This is a genomic window from Methanosarcina acetivorans C2A, assembly GCF_000007345.1.
GTDB classification, from domain to species: Archaea; Halobacteriota; Methanosarcinia; order Methanosarcinales; family Methanosarcinaceae; genus Methanosarcina; species Methanosarcina acetivorans.
The window spans coordinates 5603319-5622638 of sequence record NC_003552.1 but is presented as its reverse complement, the minus strand read 5'-3'; the positions used below and the strand labels follow the sequence as shown (position 1 = coordinate 5622638).

Annotated in this window: 13 protein-coding genes; 11 read left to right on the top strand and 2 right to left on the bottom strand. The window is 47.6% G+C overall.

What is annotated here, in order from left to right; all coding sequences use genetic code 11:
• The first annotated feature begins 32 nt into the window (after positions 1-32).
• The 4 genes from MA_RS23785 (at position 33) to mtaA (ending at position 7078) form a co-directional block, all read left to right on the top strand.
• Positions 33-1997, top strand: a complete 1965-nt coding sequence (locus MA_RS23785) for a hydantoinase/oxoprolinase family protein (RefSeq protein ID WP_011024435.1) — start codon at positions 33-35, stop codon at positions 1995-1997.
• 84 nt (positions 1998-2081) lie between these two features.
• Positions 2082-5078: a methyl sulfide methyltransferase-associated sensor MsmS gene (gene msmS, locus MA_RS23780; protein WP_011024434.1), complete on the top strand. Its 2997-nt coding sequence runs from the start codon at positions 2082-2084 to the stop codon at positions 5076-5078.
• A gap of 22 nt (positions 5079-5100) precedes the next feature.
• A complete protein-coding gene (locus MA_RS23775; RefSeq protein WP_011024433.1) occupies positions 5101-5892 on the top strand; it encodes a helix-turn-helix transcriptional regulator in 792 nt (263 codons plus the stop codon).
• Positions 5893-5971: 79 nt separating this feature from the next.
• A complete protein-coding gene (gene mtaA, locus MA_RS23770; protein WP_011024432.1) occupies positions 5972-7078 on the top strand; it encodes a methylcobamide:CoM methyltransferase MtaA in 1107 nt (368 codons plus the stop codon).
• A gap of 118 nt (positions 7079-7196) precedes the next feature.
• Here the strand turns inward: mtaA and MA_RS27795 are convergent, their stop codons facing one another.
• A complete protein-coding gene (locus tag MA_RS27795; protein ID WP_157860408.1) occupies positions 7197-7373 on the bottom strand; it encodes a hypothetical protein in 177 nt (58 codons plus the stop codon).
• Positions 7374-7729: 356 nt separating this feature from the next.
• On the opposite strand from MA_RS27795, the gene MA_RS23765 reads away from it, so the two are divergent.
• The 3 genes from MA_RS23765 to MA_RS23750 all read left to right on the top strand — a co-directional run bounded on the left by MA_RS23765 (position 7730) and on the right by MA_RS23750 (position 12355).
• Positions 7730-9670, top strand: a complete 1941-nt coding sequence (locus MA_RS23765; protein WP_011024431.1) for a uroporphyrinogen decarboxylase family protein — start codon at positions 7730-7732, stop codon at positions 9668-9670.
• A 461-nt stretch (positions 9671-10131) separates the two neighbouring features.
• The gene (locus MA_RS23755; RefSeq protein ID WP_048066016.1) at positions 10132-10521 is read left to right on the top strand and encodes a hypothetical protein; all 390 of its coding nucleotides are present in this window, start codon (positions 10132-10134) and stop codon (positions 10519-10521) included.
• Positions 10522-11203: 682 nt separating this feature from the next.
• Positions 11204-12355: a CobW family GTP-binding protein gene (locus MA_RS23750; protein ID WP_048066015.1), complete on the top strand. Its 1152-nt coding sequence runs from the start codon at positions 11204-11206 to the stop codon at positions 12353-12355.
• Positions 12356-12404: 49 nt separating this feature from the next.
• Here MA_RS23750 and MA_RS29600 read toward each other — a convergent pair whose 3' ends face one another.
• Complete coding sequence (locus MA_RS29600) at positions 12405-12533, bottom strand: hypothetical protein (protein WP_281085256.1); 129 nt, start codon at positions 12531-12533, stop codon at positions 12405-12407.
• Positions 12534-12693: 160 nt separating this feature from the next.
• Here MA_RS29600 and rbcL point away from each other — a divergent pair, with 160 nt between their 5' ends.
• The 4 genes from rbcL to MA_RS23730 all read left to right on the top strand — a co-directional run bounded on the left by rbcL (position 12694) and on the right by MA_RS23730 (position 19009).
• On the top strand, positions 12694-13980 hold the full coding sequence (gene rbcL, locus MA_RS23745; protein ID WP_011024428.1) for a type III ribulose-bisphosphate carboxylase: 1287 nt from the start codon (positions 12694-12696) through the stop codon (positions 13978-13980).
• A 136-nt stretch (positions 13981-14116) separates the two neighbouring features.
• A complete protein-coding gene (locus MA_RS23740; protein WP_011024427.1) occupies positions 14117-15199 on the top strand; it encodes an L-threonylcarbamoyladenylate synthase in 1083 nt (360 codons plus the stop codon).
• Between the two features lie 93 nt (positions 15200-15292).
• Positions 15293-15538: a hypothetical protein gene (locus MA_RS23735; RefSeq protein WP_048066014.1), complete on the top strand. Its 246-nt coding sequence runs from the start codon at positions 15293-15295 to the stop codon at positions 15536-15538.
• 33 nt (positions 15539-15571) lie between these two features.
• Positions 15572-19009 (top strand): DNA polymerase II large subunit, encoded by a 3438-nt coding sequence (locus MA_RS23730; protein WP_011024425.1) that lies wholly within the window; start codon positions 15572-15574, stop codon positions 19007-19009.
• The last annotated feature ends 311 nt before the right edge of the window (positions 19010-19320 follow it).

The window sequence follows — 19320 nt, the reverse complement described above, 5'->3', positions numbered from 1 at the left end:
TATGTTATATATTCGGATTCCCGAAATATATTATGAGTAATATGAAACTTGGTTTAGGGATTGATACGGGTGGCACATACACTGATGCCGTTATAATGGACCTTTCGGACGGAAGAGTACTTGAAACGAATAAGACTTTGACAACTCATTCGGACCTCCTTTTGGGAATAGAAGGGGTAATCTCCGGCCTGAACCCCGGATATCTGAAAGATATCAGGCTTGTTTCCGTTTCCACAACCCTTGCAACGAACTCGACCCTGGAAGGGAAAGGGCATCCTGCAGGCCTGGTCCTTGCAGGGTATTCGATTAACAGGGAACTGCCTGTACAGCACACGGTTTCCGTTAGTGGCGGCCATGATGCTAACGGGAGTGAGGCAGACCTGCTGGACCTGGAAGCTGTCAGGAACTTTGTTAATTCTACAAAAGGCAGGGTTTTTTCATATGCGATCTCTTCATACTTTGCTGCCCGGAACCCCGAACATGAACTTGCCGTAAAAGAGTGCATCCGGGACCTTACGGAAAAGCCGGTCGTATGCGGGCACGAACTTTCCATGGACCTTGGGGCTTACGAAAGGGCGGTTACGGCTACTCTTAATGCTCGCCTGATTCCTATTAATTCCATGTTTATCCGATCCGTCCTGGCTGCAATGAGGGCGAAAAATATCAGTGCTCCTCTCATGGTTATGAAATGTGACGGTTCCCTTGCCAGGCTGGAAGAAGCAGAGGAAAAACCTGTAGAATCCATTTTTTCCGGTCCGGCAGCAAGTCTTGTCGGGGCTGCGCACATAAGCGGGCTAAAAAACTGCGTAGCTGTGGACATAGGGGGTACAAGTACCGATATCGCCTTTATCAAAGACGGAGTCCCGAAGATCAGTGATACCGGGGCGGTTGTCGGGGACTGGAGAACAATGGTCAGGGCGATCAGGATGAGGACCTCGGCAGTGGGCGGAGACAGCCATGTCTGGATTCGGAATAAGTTTTTCATAGGGCCTAACAGGGTTATCCCCCTCTGTCTGGCAGCAGAGAGTTTCCCGCACCTTATCGATAAGTTTTCCCGAACCGGCAAACTCCGGGAAAGGGTCATGGACGACATCCTGCAGCCCACAAGTTTTTTTGTCCAGAACCACCCGATCGAAACTTATGAAGATTATTCTTCCTTTAATTATACGGTTGAATTCGAACTGGACAGGTACGAAAGGAAAATCTTTGATGCTCTCGGCAATGAACCGGTTTCCGTAGCAGAGCTCTCCGAAAAAACCGGGGATCATCCTCTTCTCTTTACAAAAACCCTGCGTTCCCTTGTCCAGAAACGCTGCATAAACCAGATAGGGTTTACCCCTACAGACGCCCTGCATGTGCTTGGGGAGTACGAAGCCTGGGAGAAAAAGGCATCCTGTTTGGGTGCAAAGGTCCTCGGCAGCGCGCTCGGGCAGGGAGCAGAGGACTTTTGCAGGGCGGTTAAACAAAAGTTTGCAAAGAATATTGCGCTGGAGTTAATTGCTTTTTTTGTAAAGGATCTCAGGAAAAGTGACCTTGAAAAAGTAATGGACAGCTCGGCTTATACCAAATTTAAGATAACCGTCCCTGTGGTGTTAATAGGGGCTCCGGTCAGGGCGTATGTTGACGAATTGCTTGAGTTTGTAGATGCGGATATCCGGATTCCGGAACACCATGAGGTCGGAAATGCCGTCGGAGCCCTTGTAGGGAGCATAATTAAGCGAAGTGAGGTTCTGATCCGCCCTGCAGGAGCTGGAAATGAAAAATACCTGGTATTTTCGGAAAAAGAAAGGAAAATATCCGGAAATTACCAGGAAGCCCTGGATTACGGGCTTGAGCTGAGCGAGCGCCTGATCTCCGAGCACATGGAGGTTTACGGACTTGACATGGAACAGGTCTTTTTCAACCTGGAAAGAAAAGATACCCGAAAAGGAACGGGGTCTCCCCTTGAAACAAAGCTGCTGGGGATCGGAATCGGAAGCCCCTTGAAACTGAAATGAGGATAAATTCTTTTTTATTTTTTCAGCCCAGTTTTTCCTTATCAGGAAAAGCAAAACAGGAGTATATCCGGGGACAAAGAGAAAATGATAGGTGTTGACATGAAACTGGAAACTCTTGTCAATAATGGCCCTGCAGTTATTTTCCTCTGCAGGGCAGAAACCGGCTGGCCTGTAGAAACCGTTACGGCAAACATTGTACGGTTCGGGTATTCCCCGAAAGATTTTATTTCAGGAGGTCTCGGGTACGCTGATATTATATACCCTGCAGACCTGGAAATAGCCGTTTCTCAGTTTTTCTCTTATGTAGAAAAAGATTACATAGGAAAAGATCTGGACTACAAAGTGGAATACAGAGAATACAAAGGGGAAGCCGGAGAGCACAAAAGGAATGGAAAGGGAAATATCGGGAAAGATCGCGGAGGGTACGACTCCTTTACCCAGCAGTACAGGCTCCTGAATAAATCCGGGGACGTGCTGTGGGTCGAAGCCGAAATCAAGGTTTTGGAAGAAGAGGAAGGGAAAGCAGGTTTGTTTCAGGTTACTGTCTTTGACATCTCCCGGTGGAAACATACAGAAAAAGCGATGCCTGCCGCCCTGGATACGGAAAACGAACTTAAGAGAATAATTAACAGCGGGCATGTAATTGTCTTCCTCTGGAGAGCCGAACCTGGCTGGCCGGTAGATTTTGTCTCTGAAAACATATCCGAATTAGGGTATACGCCTGAAGATTTCACTTCCGGGCGCATTGTTTATACCGATATTATACACCCTGATGACCTGGACAATGTAAGGGCTGAGGTTTCAAAGAATACCGAAGAGGGACGGGATTATTTTAGCAAGGAATACCGGGTCCTGGCGAAATCCGGGGAAGTCCGCTATGTGGACGAAAGGACTCTGATCCGGAGAAATGAAAAAGGCGAAATTACCTGTTATCAGGGCATACTCCTGGATATCACCCAACGCAAAGAGGCCGAAGAGCTTATCCTGAGCCAGAATCGGGTACTTGAAAGGATAGCTTCCGGAGCTTCTCTGGATGAAGTGCTCCTGCTACTTGTCAACTACGCCGAAGAAATGAAGCCAGGGCTTTTATGTACGGTAATGCTTCTGGACAGGGAGCAAAAACGTCTTTTTTACGGGGCATGCCCAAGCCTTCCGAAACTTTATTCTAAAGCTATTAACGGCATCCAGGTACAGGTTAATAGCGAGACTGCCGGGACTGCTGCCGGGACGGGAAAACGCGTAATTGTGGGCAACATCATGAAAGACCCTTTCTGTGAGGAGTGCCGGGAAATTGCGCAAAAAGTAGGCTTGAAAGCCTGCTGGGCAGAACCCATATTTTCTTCGGGGGGTGAGGTGCTCGGGGTATTCACTATTTACCTGCGCGAAACAAGGAAGCCCCGCGAAGAGGAACTTGAGTTTATCAGGACAAATGCATACCTTGCAGGCATTGCAATCGAACATGTTCAGGCCGCAGACGCTCTAAAGGAATCGGAAAACAGGTTCAGGACAATCTTTGACAATATCAATGACCAGCTTTACATCCGGGAGCCGGACGGGATAAGCTATATGGATGTGAACCAGGTTGTTGTGGATAGGCTTGGTTACAGCAAGGAAGAAATTCTGAACATGAAAGCCGAAGAGATCATTCCTTCCGAGTACTGGGCTTCGGTCAGGGAAAACATGCAGAAGATAAAGGCTGAGGGTTCCAGGATTTTTGAAGCAGGGGCAGTTTGCAAAGGCGGGACTGTCATCCCCCTTGAGGTGAGTGCCAGGATTATCGACTACGGAGGTAAGAAGACCATCTTTTCCGTTTCCAGGGACATCACCGAACGTAAAAAAGCCGAAGTTGCACAGAGGCTCAACGGGTCTAGGCTTGAAGCCCTCGTAAAACTTGACCAGATGGCGGGTGCCTCCTTAAAAGAGATCACGGACTTTGCCAGGGAAGAAGCTGTCCGGTTGACCGGCAGTAAACTCGGGTACCTGGCTTTTATGGACGCATATGAAAGCACCCTTGTAATGCATTCCTGGTCTGACAGTGCGATGGAAGAGTGTTCGATTGAAGATAAGCAGTTTGTCTACCCGGTAAAGAGTATGGGACTCTGGGGAGAGGCTGTAAGGCAGCGAAAACCGATTATTACCAATGACTATCCTGCCCCGAACCCCTTGAAGAAAGGGTATCCGAAAAACCATGTGCACCTGATCAGGCATCTGAATATCCCGGTCTTTGACGGAAAGCGGATAGTTGCTGTTGCTGGGGTGGGAAACAAAGAGGAAAACTACGATGAATCAGATGTCCGGCAGCTAACTTTGCTAATGCAGGGTATGTGGCAGCTTATCCAGAGAAAACAGCTAGAAGAAGCCCTCAGGACCTATTCCGGGGAACTATCCAGGGCAAATGAGGAACTCCGTTCCGTGAATATGATGAAAACCGAATTCGTGGAAGAAATGATGTTTCCTGAAAAGGCGGAGTACGGGGAAATTATGGATTATGAGACGCTTTATGCTATTGACAGTCAGCAGCAAAAGGCGGTTAATACTTTTATCCATTATTCCGAAAAGTTGCGCCGCCTTGTCGATTCCCTTCTCTACCAGAGCCTGGAAAAAGCAGGGAAGATCGATTATTCCTTCGAAGAAACGCAGCTAAAAGATGTCCTTTCGGACGCCTTCTTAAACAACGTTTTTCTGATCGGTGAAAAAGCCCTGGAGGTTAAAAAAGAAGTTTCTGCCAGTTTGTCCGAAATCAAGGGTGATAGGGAAAAGCTGACAGCCCTTTTTACCGCCCTTATCGACCATGCCATAAAATTCACTCCGCAGGGGGGGAAGCTGGCACTGGAAGTAAAAGAAGAGGCAGGTAATGTCCACATCGTGATTGCAGACAGCGGAAAGGGAATAAGTAAAGAGCTTATACCCTATCTTTTTGACCGGCTTTACCAGGTCAACGACTCCATAACTCGAAGGTATCAGGGACTTGAATCGGGGCTCTATATCTGTAAAAATATTGTCGATGCCCACAAAGGGGAGATCTGGTTCGAAAGTGAAGAAGGTTTGGGTAACCTTATGCATGTGAAACTCCCAAAGTGATCAAAATGGCGCGTGAGCTGGAATGAAACTGGAATTGTTGGGAACCTTATTCCTATCCGATAAGAGAAAAGACCTTCTGCTGCTGTTGGTTGAAAGGCCCAGAGAAATCGAAGAGATCAAGAATATTCTTGGTGGAACTTCGAGTGCGATTATGGCCCAGATCAAGATCCTGATAGGGCAGGGACTAATTGTCCACGAGAGGGAAATGTATAAACTTTCGAGCTTGGGGGAAGTGATCGTAAATAAGATGGATCCCCTCCTGAAAACCCTGAACGTATACGAAGAAAATAGGGATTACTGGCAAAACCATAATGTCAACTCTGTCCCTTCTTACCTCCTTAACCAGATCGAAGATCTGGGGCACTGCGAACTCGTCGAGCCCGAACTGGATCGGATGTATGATCTCCCGAAGCGAATCGAAACCGAACTCTTTAAATCAACGTACCTGATGGAAGTCTCCTCCTATTTCAGCCCGGCTCTTCCTTCCCTGTATATCGAACTCATAAGAAAGGGAATCAATGTCTCCTTAATTATTACCGACCCCGTCTTTGAAAGGTTCAGGAATGAATATTTTGAACTTCTGGAAGAGTACCTCAATAAGGAAAATGCTAATTTGTTTGTCTGCACCTGCAATATCGGACTTGCCTCCAGCATCGTAACAGACCGCTTTCTTGCCCTCTCTTTTTTTTATAAGAACGGAATATACCACAACCATGCACTGATGAGCGTAGAAAAAGACTCGATAGGCTGGGGGGAGAGCCTTTTCTTTTACTACAGGAAAAATTCACGGCAGATTACCACGTCGGAACTCTAAAATCAAATTAGAAACATAAATTCAATTAAAAAAATAATCAAATTAATTAAATTATAAAGATCTTAAATTATAGGGACACATGAGTGACTACAACTTAAGAGACCGTTTCCTGAGTGTATTGAAAGGGAAAGCTGCGGATAGGGTACCGGTACTTTCCGTTACCCAGACAGGAACTGTTTCTCTCATGGAAAAGTGCGGGGTTTTCTGGCCTGAAGCCCACAGCAATCCTGAAAAAATGGCAGCTCTTTCCTTGGCTGCCCATGAAATTACTAAGCTGGAGGCTGTAAGGTACCCTTACTGCGTAACGGTACTTTCCGAAGCGATGGGATGCGAGGTCAGCAGGGGCACAAAGGAGATCCAGCCCTATGTAAAGGTTCCTCCTCTTGGAAAATCCGGGAACTTGCCGGAAATTCCGGATTCCTTGCTGGAAATGGGCAGGATCCCGACAGTCCTGAAAGCAACCTCTCTCCTGAAAGATAAAACCGAAGAGTCCCTCCCCCTGATCGTGGGGATAGAAAGCCCGGCTGCTCTTTGTTCCAGGCTCCTGGGGGCGAATAACTACCTGGGACAGCTTCTAAGATCCCCGGACTATATCAGGGAATGCCTTGAAATCAATACTGAAGCCTGCATTGAGTATGCAAATGCCCTTTTTGAGGAAGGTGCGGATGCGGTCTGTGTCCCGGACGGCATATCGGGCCCTGACCTTTTAAGTCTGGATATCTTTGACCGTTTAATAAAACCTGCTTACAGGCGTTTTTGTAAAAAGGCAAGAGGAATGAAAATACTGCATATGTGCGGGAATGCTTTCCCTTTTCTGGAAACTCTCTCAGAATGTGGTTTTGAAGGCATTAGTGTCGAAGAAAAAGTCTGGGATCTGAAAGGTGCAAAGAAAAGCCTCGGAAAAGGGATCTGCCTTATAGGAAACGTTGCCAGTTCCTCAACCCTCCTTTTCGGCAGCCCTGAAGATGTAAAGGCGGAAGCAAGAAAATCCCTGGAAGGTGGGGTTGATATCCTTGCTCCCAGCTGTGGAATTGCTCCTCTTACCCCTCTCGAAAATATGAAGGCGCTGGTCGAGGCCAGAGATGAGTATTACGTTTCCTCTTTTTCCAGTTTCGAAGGCTGCAGGTCCGAATGTTATGAATCTGGATGTTATGAGTCAAAATACTGGAAAACATACTCAAAATAAACTTTAAGCCCTTTTTTATAATCTGAATTTAATTGCTTAACCTGAATTGAATTTCTCATTTAATTTTCCATTTAATTTCCATTGAATTTCCCATTGAATTTTCTATTTAATTTTTCACTCAAATAATCTCATTGCCACAATATCCTCTTTGTCGGTTATTTTCCCTTTTTGAGAGAGCTGGATTTTTCCTGTAGTTTTTGAGGTTTTTGAGGTTTTTGAGAACATTATGCTCCTGAAATAGGGCATTGATATTATCAAAGCGTTTGATAATCTTCGGGTTTCTTCCTTTATTCATGGTCCTGTCGAGGTCAGGGGTCTGGAGCTATTCAGGGGTGCTTTCAATATCAAAACCTCCTTGAATCCTCGAAGTCCTGTTAACATCAAAAGCTTCGAAAATATTGGGAAATAAGTTCTTATCAAAAGGCCCGAGAAAATCAGATATATGAGGAAAAACGCTATCGGTTATGCTATATATTAGCCAGTGTATATTAAATATTGCAAGTGCGGTTTTACAGAATCTGTGTTACTGTTAACCGTAATGTCTGAAGGAATCTCAGACTTTTTTGACGGGCGCAAACAGGTGGCTTTGAAAGGCATTTTTGCCTGAAGACTTATGAGAAGCCCGTTTTTCCTGAATATAGGAGGTTTAATATGGCAATTGAAAATGAAAATCAAGGAGCGGACGCTATCTCCGAGGAAGAGCTATTCAGACAGATGGCCGAAGCGGTTGTTGATGGAGACGATGAGATCATAGAAGAACTTGCAAACAGGGTACTTGAGCTTAACATCGACCCCTATACCGCAATTGTTGAAGGGCTTACCAAAGGCATGTCCATTGTAAGTGACATGTATGAGAATGGGAAAGCCTTCGTCCCGAACCTGATGGTTTCCGCAGGTGCGATGTACGAAGGGCTGGATATCCTCTCCCCCTACCTGAAGAGCGATTCCACGAACAAGCCTTCCAAGATCATTATCGGGACCGTCGAAGGTGATGTGCACGACATCGGCAAGAATCTTGTTAAAACCATGATGACCGCAGCCGGTTTTGACATGATTGACCTGGGATCGGACGTGCCTCTCAGCAGTTTTGTAAGCAGCGCAAGGGACCAGAAAGCCGATGCTATTTCCATGAGCACCCTCATGACAACAACCATGCCGGGTATGGAAAAGGTCATTGAACAGCTCAAAGAAGAAGGGTTAAGAGATTCTCTTCTGGTCATGGTAGGCGGCGCCCCCATCAATGCGGACTATGCGGCAAAAATAGGGGCTGACGCAACCAGGGATGATGCAAGTGCAGCTACCGAGTGGTTAAAAGGAGCTATTGTCGAACTTCCGGATGCTGATCTCAGGTGGAGTGAGAAACAGATCAGCCTGAACAAAGTAAAATATAAGGAAGAGCTGGCTAAGAAGGGCACGGTTGAAGCCGTGGATATCGGGCTTGAGACTGCAAAGGCAATTATCGAAGAGTTTGAGAGCGTGGGCGTAAAGACAAAGGAAAGCATGACCCATGCGGACAGGACAGTTTCTGCCATGTCCGACAAGAAGGTCGACCGCCTGCCTGTCTATCCTCTGGCCTGCGGAGTCCTGAGGAAGTTTGCTCCTGTGACCTACAAAGAGTATGCCACAAACGAGGATGCTTTTGTCCAGAGCGCTTACCTGGGGTCGAAGTACCTTGACCTCGATATGTTCGTCGGGCTGATCGACCTTTCCATTACTTCGGCAGATCTGGGCTGCGGGGTTAAGTTCCCTGAAGAAGACACTCCTTCCTCCGAGGGTCACCTCGAAGACTATGAAAAGATCGAGGTTCCCGAAGTTAAGGAAGGGACCAGGGCTTATGAACTGATTAAAGCAACAAAACTTGCAAAAGCCAAACTGAACAGCGAACTGGCAACTCCGATGGTGGGTTTCCATGAAGGCCCCCTCCTTACCCTGACCCAGCTCATGGGCGCAAGCCGGGTGCTCGGGGATATGAACACCAACCCCGATGTCGTACTCAAAGCCGTGGACAAATGTGCAGACTACGTCGCCGAGGTTTCCAGGGCTTTCTTTGAGGAAGACGCCTGTGATGCCCTCTGTATCGACAACCTCTGGTCCAACAATGTCATCATGGGACAGGACGACTACTGGAAATTCGACGGACAGTTCGTGTACAACAAGCACGTCCCGGTCTTCAAGGAATACAACCAGCCTTATATCATCCACAACTGTGCCGACGCTGTCCACTATGATATCCAGATTTCGAAGTTCGGGACAGCCCTTTACAGCTATGCCTACTATCCCTCCGGGAAGGGCAAGGGTTCCTACAGTTACGACGAACTCATCCCGAAGTACGGGAAAACCTGCTGCATGATGGGTGAAGTGGACCCGATCCAGTTCTTGGACAACTCGCCGGAAGGCATCCAGAAAATCAGAAATGACACGGAAAGCAACCTGAGAGGCGCTATCCAGGCCCTTAAAGAGAACGGTTTCCAGTCTAAGTACGTAATGTCCACGGGCTGTGAAATCCCGCCAGGTGCACCTCTTGACACCTCAAAAGCAATGGTTGATGTGGTAAAGGAGCTCGGACCAGAACTCCAGAAGATGATAGGATAAACAAATTCTATCTTCTTTTTCCAATAAAAGCTTCCTAAAAAAATCCACACAAAACGGGATAGCCCACAGGGGCTGTCCCTACCTCCACAAAAGAATCTGCTACTTGCATAAAATCCGGTTTGTATTTCAGAAAAACCAATTTCAGAATAATCCGGCCTCTTCACTGAACTGTAAGGAAACTCCCTTTCAGGAAAATCTTCCTGAAAGTGCTAGCGGACCCTTCAAAACGACCTACAAAACGAATGTGCAAAACGACCCTTCAAAACGACCTACAAAACGAATGTGCAAAACGACCCTGCAAAACGACCCTACAAAACGCTCCTGCAAAACGACCCTGTGATACGAATGTGCAAAGCGAACCTGCAAAACGGCCCTACAAAAAGATCACTGGAACGCCATTACCCTATACATCAGTGGAGAGTCCTATATCATAATATATTGATGTTGAGAGGTGGAAATGAATGAAAACTTCGGGAAAGTCCCGAACAGGAAAAAATAAGATCTCAACAACTGTTTCGAGGAACATTTTCGGGGCATATGACCGTGGTTTCAACTGCTCTTCAGAATGTTTTTCTTTCAGATACTCGGTTCTTGAGCTTTACCTGCCGGGGTATGAAATCTGCGGAAGCCCTCTGAAAACGGCATGTTCCTCAAGCATGGGAAAGCTAGGATCCCTGCAAACGGATATTTCGTCGAAAGTCGGGAAGCCGTCTTTCCAGGCGGGAATGACTTATTCCGCTCTCGCAGAAATATATGAAAACGATAAGGAAAAGAAAATTTCCTTGAAAAGGCTGGCTTCCGGATTTTCGTACCTGCAGATGCTGCTCAGGAAAATTATCAGTGAATTTTGATTCGGTTCTCTGAGACTTCCCTGAGTCACCTGCCTGCGTAAACCGGAAACCTCTGTCGCTAAAACTTCAACAGCGATTTGCGGATAGGGGCCATACTAATAGTTAAACAGACCGATAAATTTCCAATAAACTAAATCAAATTGATACAGTACTTTTTCCCTTTCTCAGGGTACTGTTATCATATGTATCCCTCGAAAAATCTTCAGCGTCCAATCCCCTCTCTATGCACTAATATTTCTTTTCCAGTGCATAGGGAAACATGGAGTCTGTATTTCAGAAAGAAAATTCCCGGTAGGATACCTGCGAAAAGTTCGCATTTGCCATTTTAACGGGCTTTTAAAGCAGTCCGAAAAACCGGGACCAATAGCCAAAAACGAAAGATAGGACTCGATGCCCGGGCCCCAGTAACCTCCAGGCTAAGAGGGCGTCACCTTCTGAACCAGGGAGTGGTACCCTTCAAACCCGTATTTGCCATTTTTACGGGTTTGGAGGCTTTACCTTCTCCTCATCTGAATCTCCTCATCTGAATTTTTTCAGAGGTTTGAATTTTCCACTCTATTATATGTTGCTAGATATGTTGCTATAATTACTGTACGTGAAGTCCTGATCGTCAATTTCAATTGATTTTTTATCAATACTTATTATGCGTAAAAGAGGAAACGAGGAAAAGGGTTGTGCGAACATGAGATGTATAATACTGGGAGGCTTCCTTGGAAGCGGAAAAACCACAACTATCAGGAAACTCGTGGAGACTCCTGGAATAAAGGGTGAAAAAACGGCGGTAATTGTGAATGAAATCGGAGAAATCGGGATTGATGGGGATACGGTTTCGGCCGGAGGGGTAGAAACCCGGGAGATCACCAGTGGCTGCATCTGCTGTACTCTTCGGATCAGCCTGGAACAAACCCTGAGATCCCTGATGCAAGACTACCGTCCGGAAACGGTGATTATCGAGCCCACGGGAATTGCTTTCCCGAAACAGATAAAAGATAATATTTTAGCTATGAATATTCCGGGGATTTCCATGGCACCCATAGTGAACATCCTTGATGCGAGCCGGTTTAAGCCTGAAGAAAGCCTCCAGAATTTCATAAAATACCAGATTGAGGATGCGGAAGTGCTCTGTATCAACAAGGTCGACCTCATAGACCGGGTGAGCCTTCTGGAAATCTGTGTTTTCCTGCGCAAAATGAACCCAAAAGCCCGGATAATTCATTTTTCTGCCAGGGAAGATGGAGAGATAGAAGAGCTCGTAGAAATACTGTTTGGGGGGAATACCGGAAACATCAAAAAATCTACGATCTCCAAAAGTAGTAAAAGAGGTCAAATGGAAAGTTCTGCATCGGAAAGAACTCCTCCGTACGACAGGATTCCAGTAGCCTGCAGGGTACAGGTAGGCGAAAAAATACCCCTGGAAGGGAGAAACTCGGTTGCAATGTCCGGAGTTTCGGCATATTCCTCGGAATTTGAAGTTTTTTCCGATAGCATGACCCTCGATGATGCGATATTTGTCTCCACGGAGCTTCTTGAAAGTATAAAAAGCAGAACCCGGAGCCTGAACCCTGACTTCACGGGCCACATAAAGCTTTCCTTCAGCCACCTGGACACCCTTATCCGGGGCAGTGTGACTTCTGCTTCCTCAAGTCCTGAAATTGAGATCTTCAAAAGGGGAAGTGATACAGGTTCGAAAATGAAGGTTTTTTCCGCTATTACGGATGTATCCCAGAAAGCGCTGAGTGAAGCCATCAATGAAGCTGTAGCCGAGCAGTTTGAAAAGGGGCAGACGGAAATCAAAAAAGTCTGGCATGCAGCTGCCAGTTCTCACGAACATTGAGTGTTGTAACTTTTCGTGGTTGGATAACATTTTTTTCCCTTCTCTCCTTCTATCTTTTTCTCTCTTCTTCATTCTTTTTCCTGTTCTTCTTCTTTCTCTCTCTTTTTCTTCTCTTTCCTGTTCTTCTCCTTTTTCTCTCCTTCTCTTCTCTTTCCTGTTCTTCTCCTTCTTCTTGCACTTCTACCCTGCTTCCAAAGCTTTCAAATGAACAAATTTTTATTTATGTTCAGGTACTTCCTTCAACCAGAACTTCATTTTTATCATATAGGAGAAAAGTTTACTCTATACAAACAAAGAGAAGGAAAAGAATTTACTCTATACAAACAAGGAGATTAAAGATGCGCAGGGACTACGTAGACCCGGGCTACAGCCCGAAAGACACGGACCTGATCTGTGAATTCCATATTGAACCGGCAGCAGGAATCAGTTTTGAGGAAGCTTCCACCCATATGGCAGGGGAAAGCTCCATCGATTCCTGGACTGAAATTTCCACTCTTAGCCCCGAGCTTGCAGCCAGGTTGAAACCTCACGTCTTTTACCTGGATGCGGATACCCAAACTGTTCGGGTGGCTTATTCCGAGGATCTCTTCGAACTCGGATCCGTCCCCCAGGTTCTGAGCGCGGTGGCAGGCAACATTTTCAGCATGAAGATTGTGGACAACCTGCGTCTTCAGGATATCACCTTCCCTAAATCCATGCTCCGGGAGTTTGAGGGCCCAAACTTCGGGCTTCCCGGAGTTCGGGATATCGTGGGGGTTAAAGACAGGCCCCTTGTCGGGACAATCGTCAAGCCTAAGGTCGGTCTGACCTCGGAAATGCATGCTGAAGTTGCATACAATGCTTTTGCCGGGGGCTGCGACCTTGTAAAGGACGACGAGAACCTGACTGACCAGAAGTTCAACGGGTTTGAAAAGAGGGCGGAACTCACCCTGAAAATTGCGGAAAAAGCGGAAGCTGAAACAGGGGAGCGGAAAATGTACCTGTGCAATATCACGGCTCCTACCTGCGAGGAAATGATCCGGCGTCTGCACGTGCTAAAGGACCTCGGGGCAAGTTACGCCATGATCGACATCGTGCCTACGGGTTGGACAGCCCTCCAGACCCTCCGGGAAGCAGCCGCAGATGAAGGCCTGGCGCTCCACGCCCACCGTTGCATGCATTCGGCATTCACAAGGAACCCAAGGCATGGGGTCAGTATGCTGCTCGTAGCCAAACTCTGCCGGCTGATCGGGCTTGACCAGCTCCATATCGGTACCGTGGTCGGGAAGATGCACGGGGATAAGGACGAAGTCCTTTCGATCAGGGACGAATGCGTGCTCGATACCGTACCCGCAGATCCAGAACAGCATGTCCTTGCCCAGGACTGGGGAGGGCTAAAACCGATGTTTCCGGTAGCATCCGGAGGGCTTGCCCCTACAATGATCCCTGACCTTTACTCTATTTTCGGAAAAGAAGTCATTATGCAGTTCGGCGGAGGAATCCATGCTCACCCGATGGGCACGGCAGCCGGAGCCGCTGCCTGCAGGCAGGCCCTTGAAGCAAGCCTTGAAGGCATCAGCCTGCAGGACTATGCAAAGGACCACAAAGAACTTGAAGCTGCTCTCGGGAAGTGGCTGGAGAAATAAAGCTGCATAATGAGCGGCTGCACAATAAGTCCAGGTTATTCAGAAAAAGGTTGCTAAGATACAAACTTCTAAATACCGGTTACAGGCTGTGAAAGAAACAATAGCAGAATTATAAGCAGTAAGGAGTTCACCTCTGGTGCAGGCAGAAAACGGAAATAAAAGAGAGACCCGGCTTTTCAGGGTCTCCGAAGAGAACTTTGACGCCGTCCTTGATGAGGCAGCAGAAATTATCCGGAGAGGGGGGACAGTCGCCTTCCCTACGGAAACCGTTTACGGGCTTGGAGCTAATGGGCTGGACCCTGAGGCTGTCCGGAAAATCTTCGAAGCAAAGGAACGGCCGCCCGGCAATCCTCTCAGCCTGCTTGTCCACTCCGGGGAAGACGTCGGAAAGGTCGCAAAAAATATCCCTGAAAAAGCGTTCAGGCTTATGGACTCTTTCTGGCCCGGTCCCCTTACGATCGTGCTTGAGAAAAAAGACATTGTCCCGGAAATTACCTCGGGAAACTTGCCTTCGATAGGCCTTCGCATGCCTGACCACAGGATTCCTCTGGAGCTTGTAAAAAGGGCGGGCACTCCTCTTGCTGCTCCGAGTGCGAACCTTTCAGGGAAACCCAGCCCCAGCCTGGCAGCCCATGTCCTGGCCGACCTCACAGGCAGAATTGATGCGGTCATCGACGGAGGGGGGACAGCCATAGGGCTTGAGTCAACTGTTGTCGATATGACGGTAGAACCTCCGGTAGTGCTGCGGCCCGGAGCCGTGGGTATTGCCGAGCTTGAAAAGGTTATAGGTAAAGTCAGGCCCACATATGGAGAACCTGATTCCAGGGCTGTGCCTGAAAAGCAGGCAGGACAGAAATATAACCATTATACCCCTGATACACAGGTCGTGCTTGTGGAAGGGGACAGAAAAAAGGTTTCTGAAAAGATTGGTTCCCTGCTCGAAAATTCCCTGAGAGAAGGGAAGAAAGTAGGGTTTCTGCTCAGCAATGAGACCGCAGGTTTTTTTGCTTCTGAAGGATTGAGTGCACAGGAATGCTTTTTACTCGGGTCCCGAGATGAGCCGGAAGAAGCTGCCAGAAGGCTTTTTGAGGGGCTCCGGGTTCTGGATGCGAAGAGTCTGGACGTGATTCTGGTTGACGGTTCCTTTTCCCCTTCAGGTCTTGGAGCTGCCCTCCTTAACCGGTTAAGAGAAGCTGCCTCCCTAAGGTATGCTGTTTGAATAGGATTTTCCGGTTAAATTGCAATAGTATAAGTGAGAGTTTGACAGTCAGCTTTAATATTATTGATCTTTCAGATACCTGGAGCGATCCTCTTGAACGCAGAAAAAAAAGAAAGAATGGAAAAAGCGCGGGCTTATAAAAAAGTCCGGAACCAGAACAAAAAAGTGACGGCTATAAGCCTCTCAATTCTGGCTGTTGGTCTGCTCTTGATGACTCTCAATATTACTATACTCGGTGTTGATATAGGGTACTATCTTGTCGTGGCAGGGGTTACTATCTTCTTTGTGACTTCGATGTCAGGGCTCTTTGCTGCGGGATCTCTGCGCAAGCAGAGATAATTTTTCCTTCTTTTCCAAAAGGGGCTTTTCATTATGGGTGAAACGATTGCAAGTGAAGAAATGCATGAATACTTCGATGGGCTTGAGGCAAGATTAAAAGAGGCAATTGAGATTGCAAACAGGGCCCGGGCTCAGGGCGGAGACCCAAAGCCCACTGTGGAAATTCCCCTTGCCAAAGACCTTGCAGATAGAGTCGAAAACCTTATCGGTGTCCAGGGGGTTGCTGCAAAGATCCGGGAACTTGAGACCCGGATGTCCAGGGAAGAAGCTGCCCTTGAAATCGGGAAACAGGTCGCTGAAGGAGTGGTGGGAAGTTTTCCGACAAAAAAAGACGCCGTGGAAGCTGCTATCCGTGTTTCTATGGCAACCCTGACCGAAGGGGTGGTGGCAGCCCCTATCGAAGGAATTGATAAGGTAGAACTCGGGAAAAATGACGACGGCTCTCAGTATATCCGGATCTTTTATTCCGGGCCCATAAGGAGCGCAGGAGGGACTGCGCAGGCCCTTTCCGTGCTTGTCGGGGACTATGTGCGGCGTGGGATCGGGATTGACCGCTACAAGCCAAGGGAAGAGGAAGTAGAGCGTTATGTGGAAGAAATCCTGCTTTACAAGAGGGTTGCAAGCCTGCAGTATACGCCTTCCGAAGATGAAATCCGGCTTATAGTCCGGAACTGCCCTGTCTGTATTGACGGAGACCCGACCGAAGAAGCCGAGGTCGAAGGGCATAGGGACCTCGAGAGGATAGGGACGAACCGTGTACGGGGGGGGATGTGCCTCGTGCTTGCCGAAGGGCTTGCTCTCAAAGCCCCCAAGGTCAAAAAACACGTCAATAAGTTGAAGATGGACGGCTGGGACTGGCTGGAAACCCTCATCGGAGGGGCTAAAAGCGGGGGAAGTGCTGAAGATGAGCAGAAAAGCAAGATCAAGCCAAAGGACAAATATATCCGGGACCTGATCGCCGGAAGGCCTGTGTTCTCTCACCCTTCAAGGCCGGGAGGTTTCAGGCTGCGGTACGGGCGGTCAAGAAATACTTCCTTTGCTTCGGCAGGGATCAATCCTGCCAGCATGGTCTTGCTTGACGATTTTATAACTAACGGGACCCAGCTTAAAGTCGAAAGGCCGGGAAAAGCCGCAGCCATGTCTGCCGTGGACTCCATAGAGGGCCCGACTGTAAGGCTTTTTTCGGGAGATCTTGTCCGTATAGATAATATAAAGGAGGCATATGAACTCCGCCCGCAGGTTGAATCAATTGTCGATATCGGGGAAATCCTGATCAATTACGGGGACTTTCTGGAAAATAACCACCCTCTCATGCCTTCCCCCTATGTTTTTGAGTGGTGGCAGTACGACTACGAGGCAGCCTGTCCCGAAAAAACTCCGGAGGAAGAGTTGAAAAATCCCTCTTCTGCCCTTGCCCTCAGGCTTGCGGAAGAGTATAATGTGCCACTGCACCCGACGTTTACCTATCTCTGGCATGACATAAACCGGAATGAGTTTGAAGCTCTTCGAAAGTTCGTGGTTGAAAAAGGGACCTTTGACGGGGAAGGAACCCTTAAACTGCCTCTGACAGCTTCCTTTGAAGAGGGAATAAAGCCTTTGCTTGAAAAGCTCCTCGTACTGCACAGGGTAAAAGAAGATAAAATCCTCGTCGAAGAAGCGCTTCCGTTTGTTTTGTGTCTCGGGCTTGATAGTTCCCTTAAAGAAAAAGCCGGCATGCCGGACACAGATGATATGGTGGAAGCCGCAGGTGTTTTGAGCGGGTTTAAGGTTTACCCGCGGGCTCCTTCGAGGATAGGGGCACGCATGGGGAGGCCGGAAAAGTCCGACCTGCGCAAGATGTCTCCTGCAGCCCAGGTTCTCTTCCCTATAAACAATTGCGGGGGAATTACGCGAAACCTTGTTTCCGCTTCTGACTACACTTCCTGTATGAACGGGAAGATAGGGGAAATCGAAGTGGAATTGGGGCTGAGAGAGTGCCCTGCCTGCGGGAAAGAGACTTATTTCTGGCGCTGCGAATGTGGAGAATTTACTAATCCCAAACTTTCCTGCCCCCGCTGCAAGATAGATGTGAGGGGAGCTGAGACCTGCCCCAAATGCGGGAGAAAACCGACTTCCGTTGCAAACGTAAAACTGGATTTCCGTTCCGTTTATAAGCAGGCTTTTGAGAACGTAGGCGAAAGGGAAAAAATGGATTTAATCAAGGGAGTAAAGCGGCTAATGAACGGGCAGATGACTCCCGAGCCTCTGGAAAAAGGAATCCTGCGCGCAAAACATGATGTCTACATTTTTAAGGACGGGACTGTACGCTACGACATGTCCGATATTCCTCTTACCCATATCCGGGCTGATGAACTCGGGATTACGGCAACCAAACTCCTGGAACTCGGCTACAGGGAGGATATTTATGGAAACCCCCTTGAGAGGGACGACCAGGTTGTCTGCCTGAAGGTGCAGGACCTCGTGATTTCCTATGACGGAGGCGAGTATATGCTGCGTACCGCAAAATATGTGGACGACCTCCTTGTGAAGTATTATAAGGTAGGGCCCTATTACAATGCCGAAACTATCCAGGACCTGGTGGGGGTACTGCTTATAGGGCTTGCTCCGCATACTTCCGCAGGAGTCCTCGGGCGCCTAATAGGGTTTACCAAAGCTTCCGTAGGGTATGCTCATCCTTTTTTCCATGCTTCAAAACGCAGGAATTGTGATGGGGACGAAGACTGCATAATGCTCCTTATGGACGGGATTCTCAATTTTTCGAGGTCGTATCTGCCCGACAAAAGAGGAGGAAAGATGGATGCTCCTCTGGTATTGACTACCAGGATCGACCCCAAGGAAGTGGATAAGGAAGCCCATAACATCGACGTTCCTGCGCGTTATCCTCTTGAGTTTTACAGGGCTACGCAGGAAATCAAAAACCCCACCGAACTTGAAAGTATTATGGACCTTATCAGTGGTCGGCTTGGGACCCCTGAGCAGTACGAACATTTCATGTTTACCCACGATACCTCGGACATTGCTGCAGGTCCTTTGAATTCCTCATATAAGACACTTGGAAGCATGATTGAAAAGATGGAGGCTCAACTCTCCCTTGCTAACAGGATAAGGGCAGTAGATGCACCTGATGTGGCAGAAAGGGTTCTAAAATCCCATTTCCTTCCTGACCTGATCGGGAATCTCCGTTCTTTTTCCAGGCAGCGGATGCGCTGCATCAAGTGCGGGGAGAAGTTCAGGCGTCCTCCTCTTACCGGAGCCTGCCCTAAATGCGGAGGTAATGTGGTACTGACCGTGCACGAGGGAGCTGTCCGCAAATATCTTGAGATTTCAAAAGAGATCGGGGAAAGGTATGGGGTCTCCAGCTACACGAGGCAGAGGATCGAGCTGCTAGATTATGATATCTGTTCTCTGTTTGAAAACCACAAGGTTAAGCAGCTGGGACTTTCAGATTTTATGTCCGGGTCTGCGCGCTGAAGCAGAGACTGAGAGCGTTAACGAATATAAAAAAAATTCTAATGATCTCCAGAGAGGGGATAGGGCAGTCTAAAAACCGAAGCAAATCGGAATGTTTATTAATAATGCCTTCAAAGATCCATGCAGAATTTTTTTTCTTCTGGAAAAGCAGTCTTTTCATTTTCTGGTCATTTTTTAGGGACAAAAGCTCTACTATTGAATTGAATAGTCTTCTATCGATTTTTTCTCCAATTATATAATTGATCCTCGATTTATATAGTATCTGTTTTAATATCTATATCTTTATCGGTATCTTTTTTTTACTACTGTTT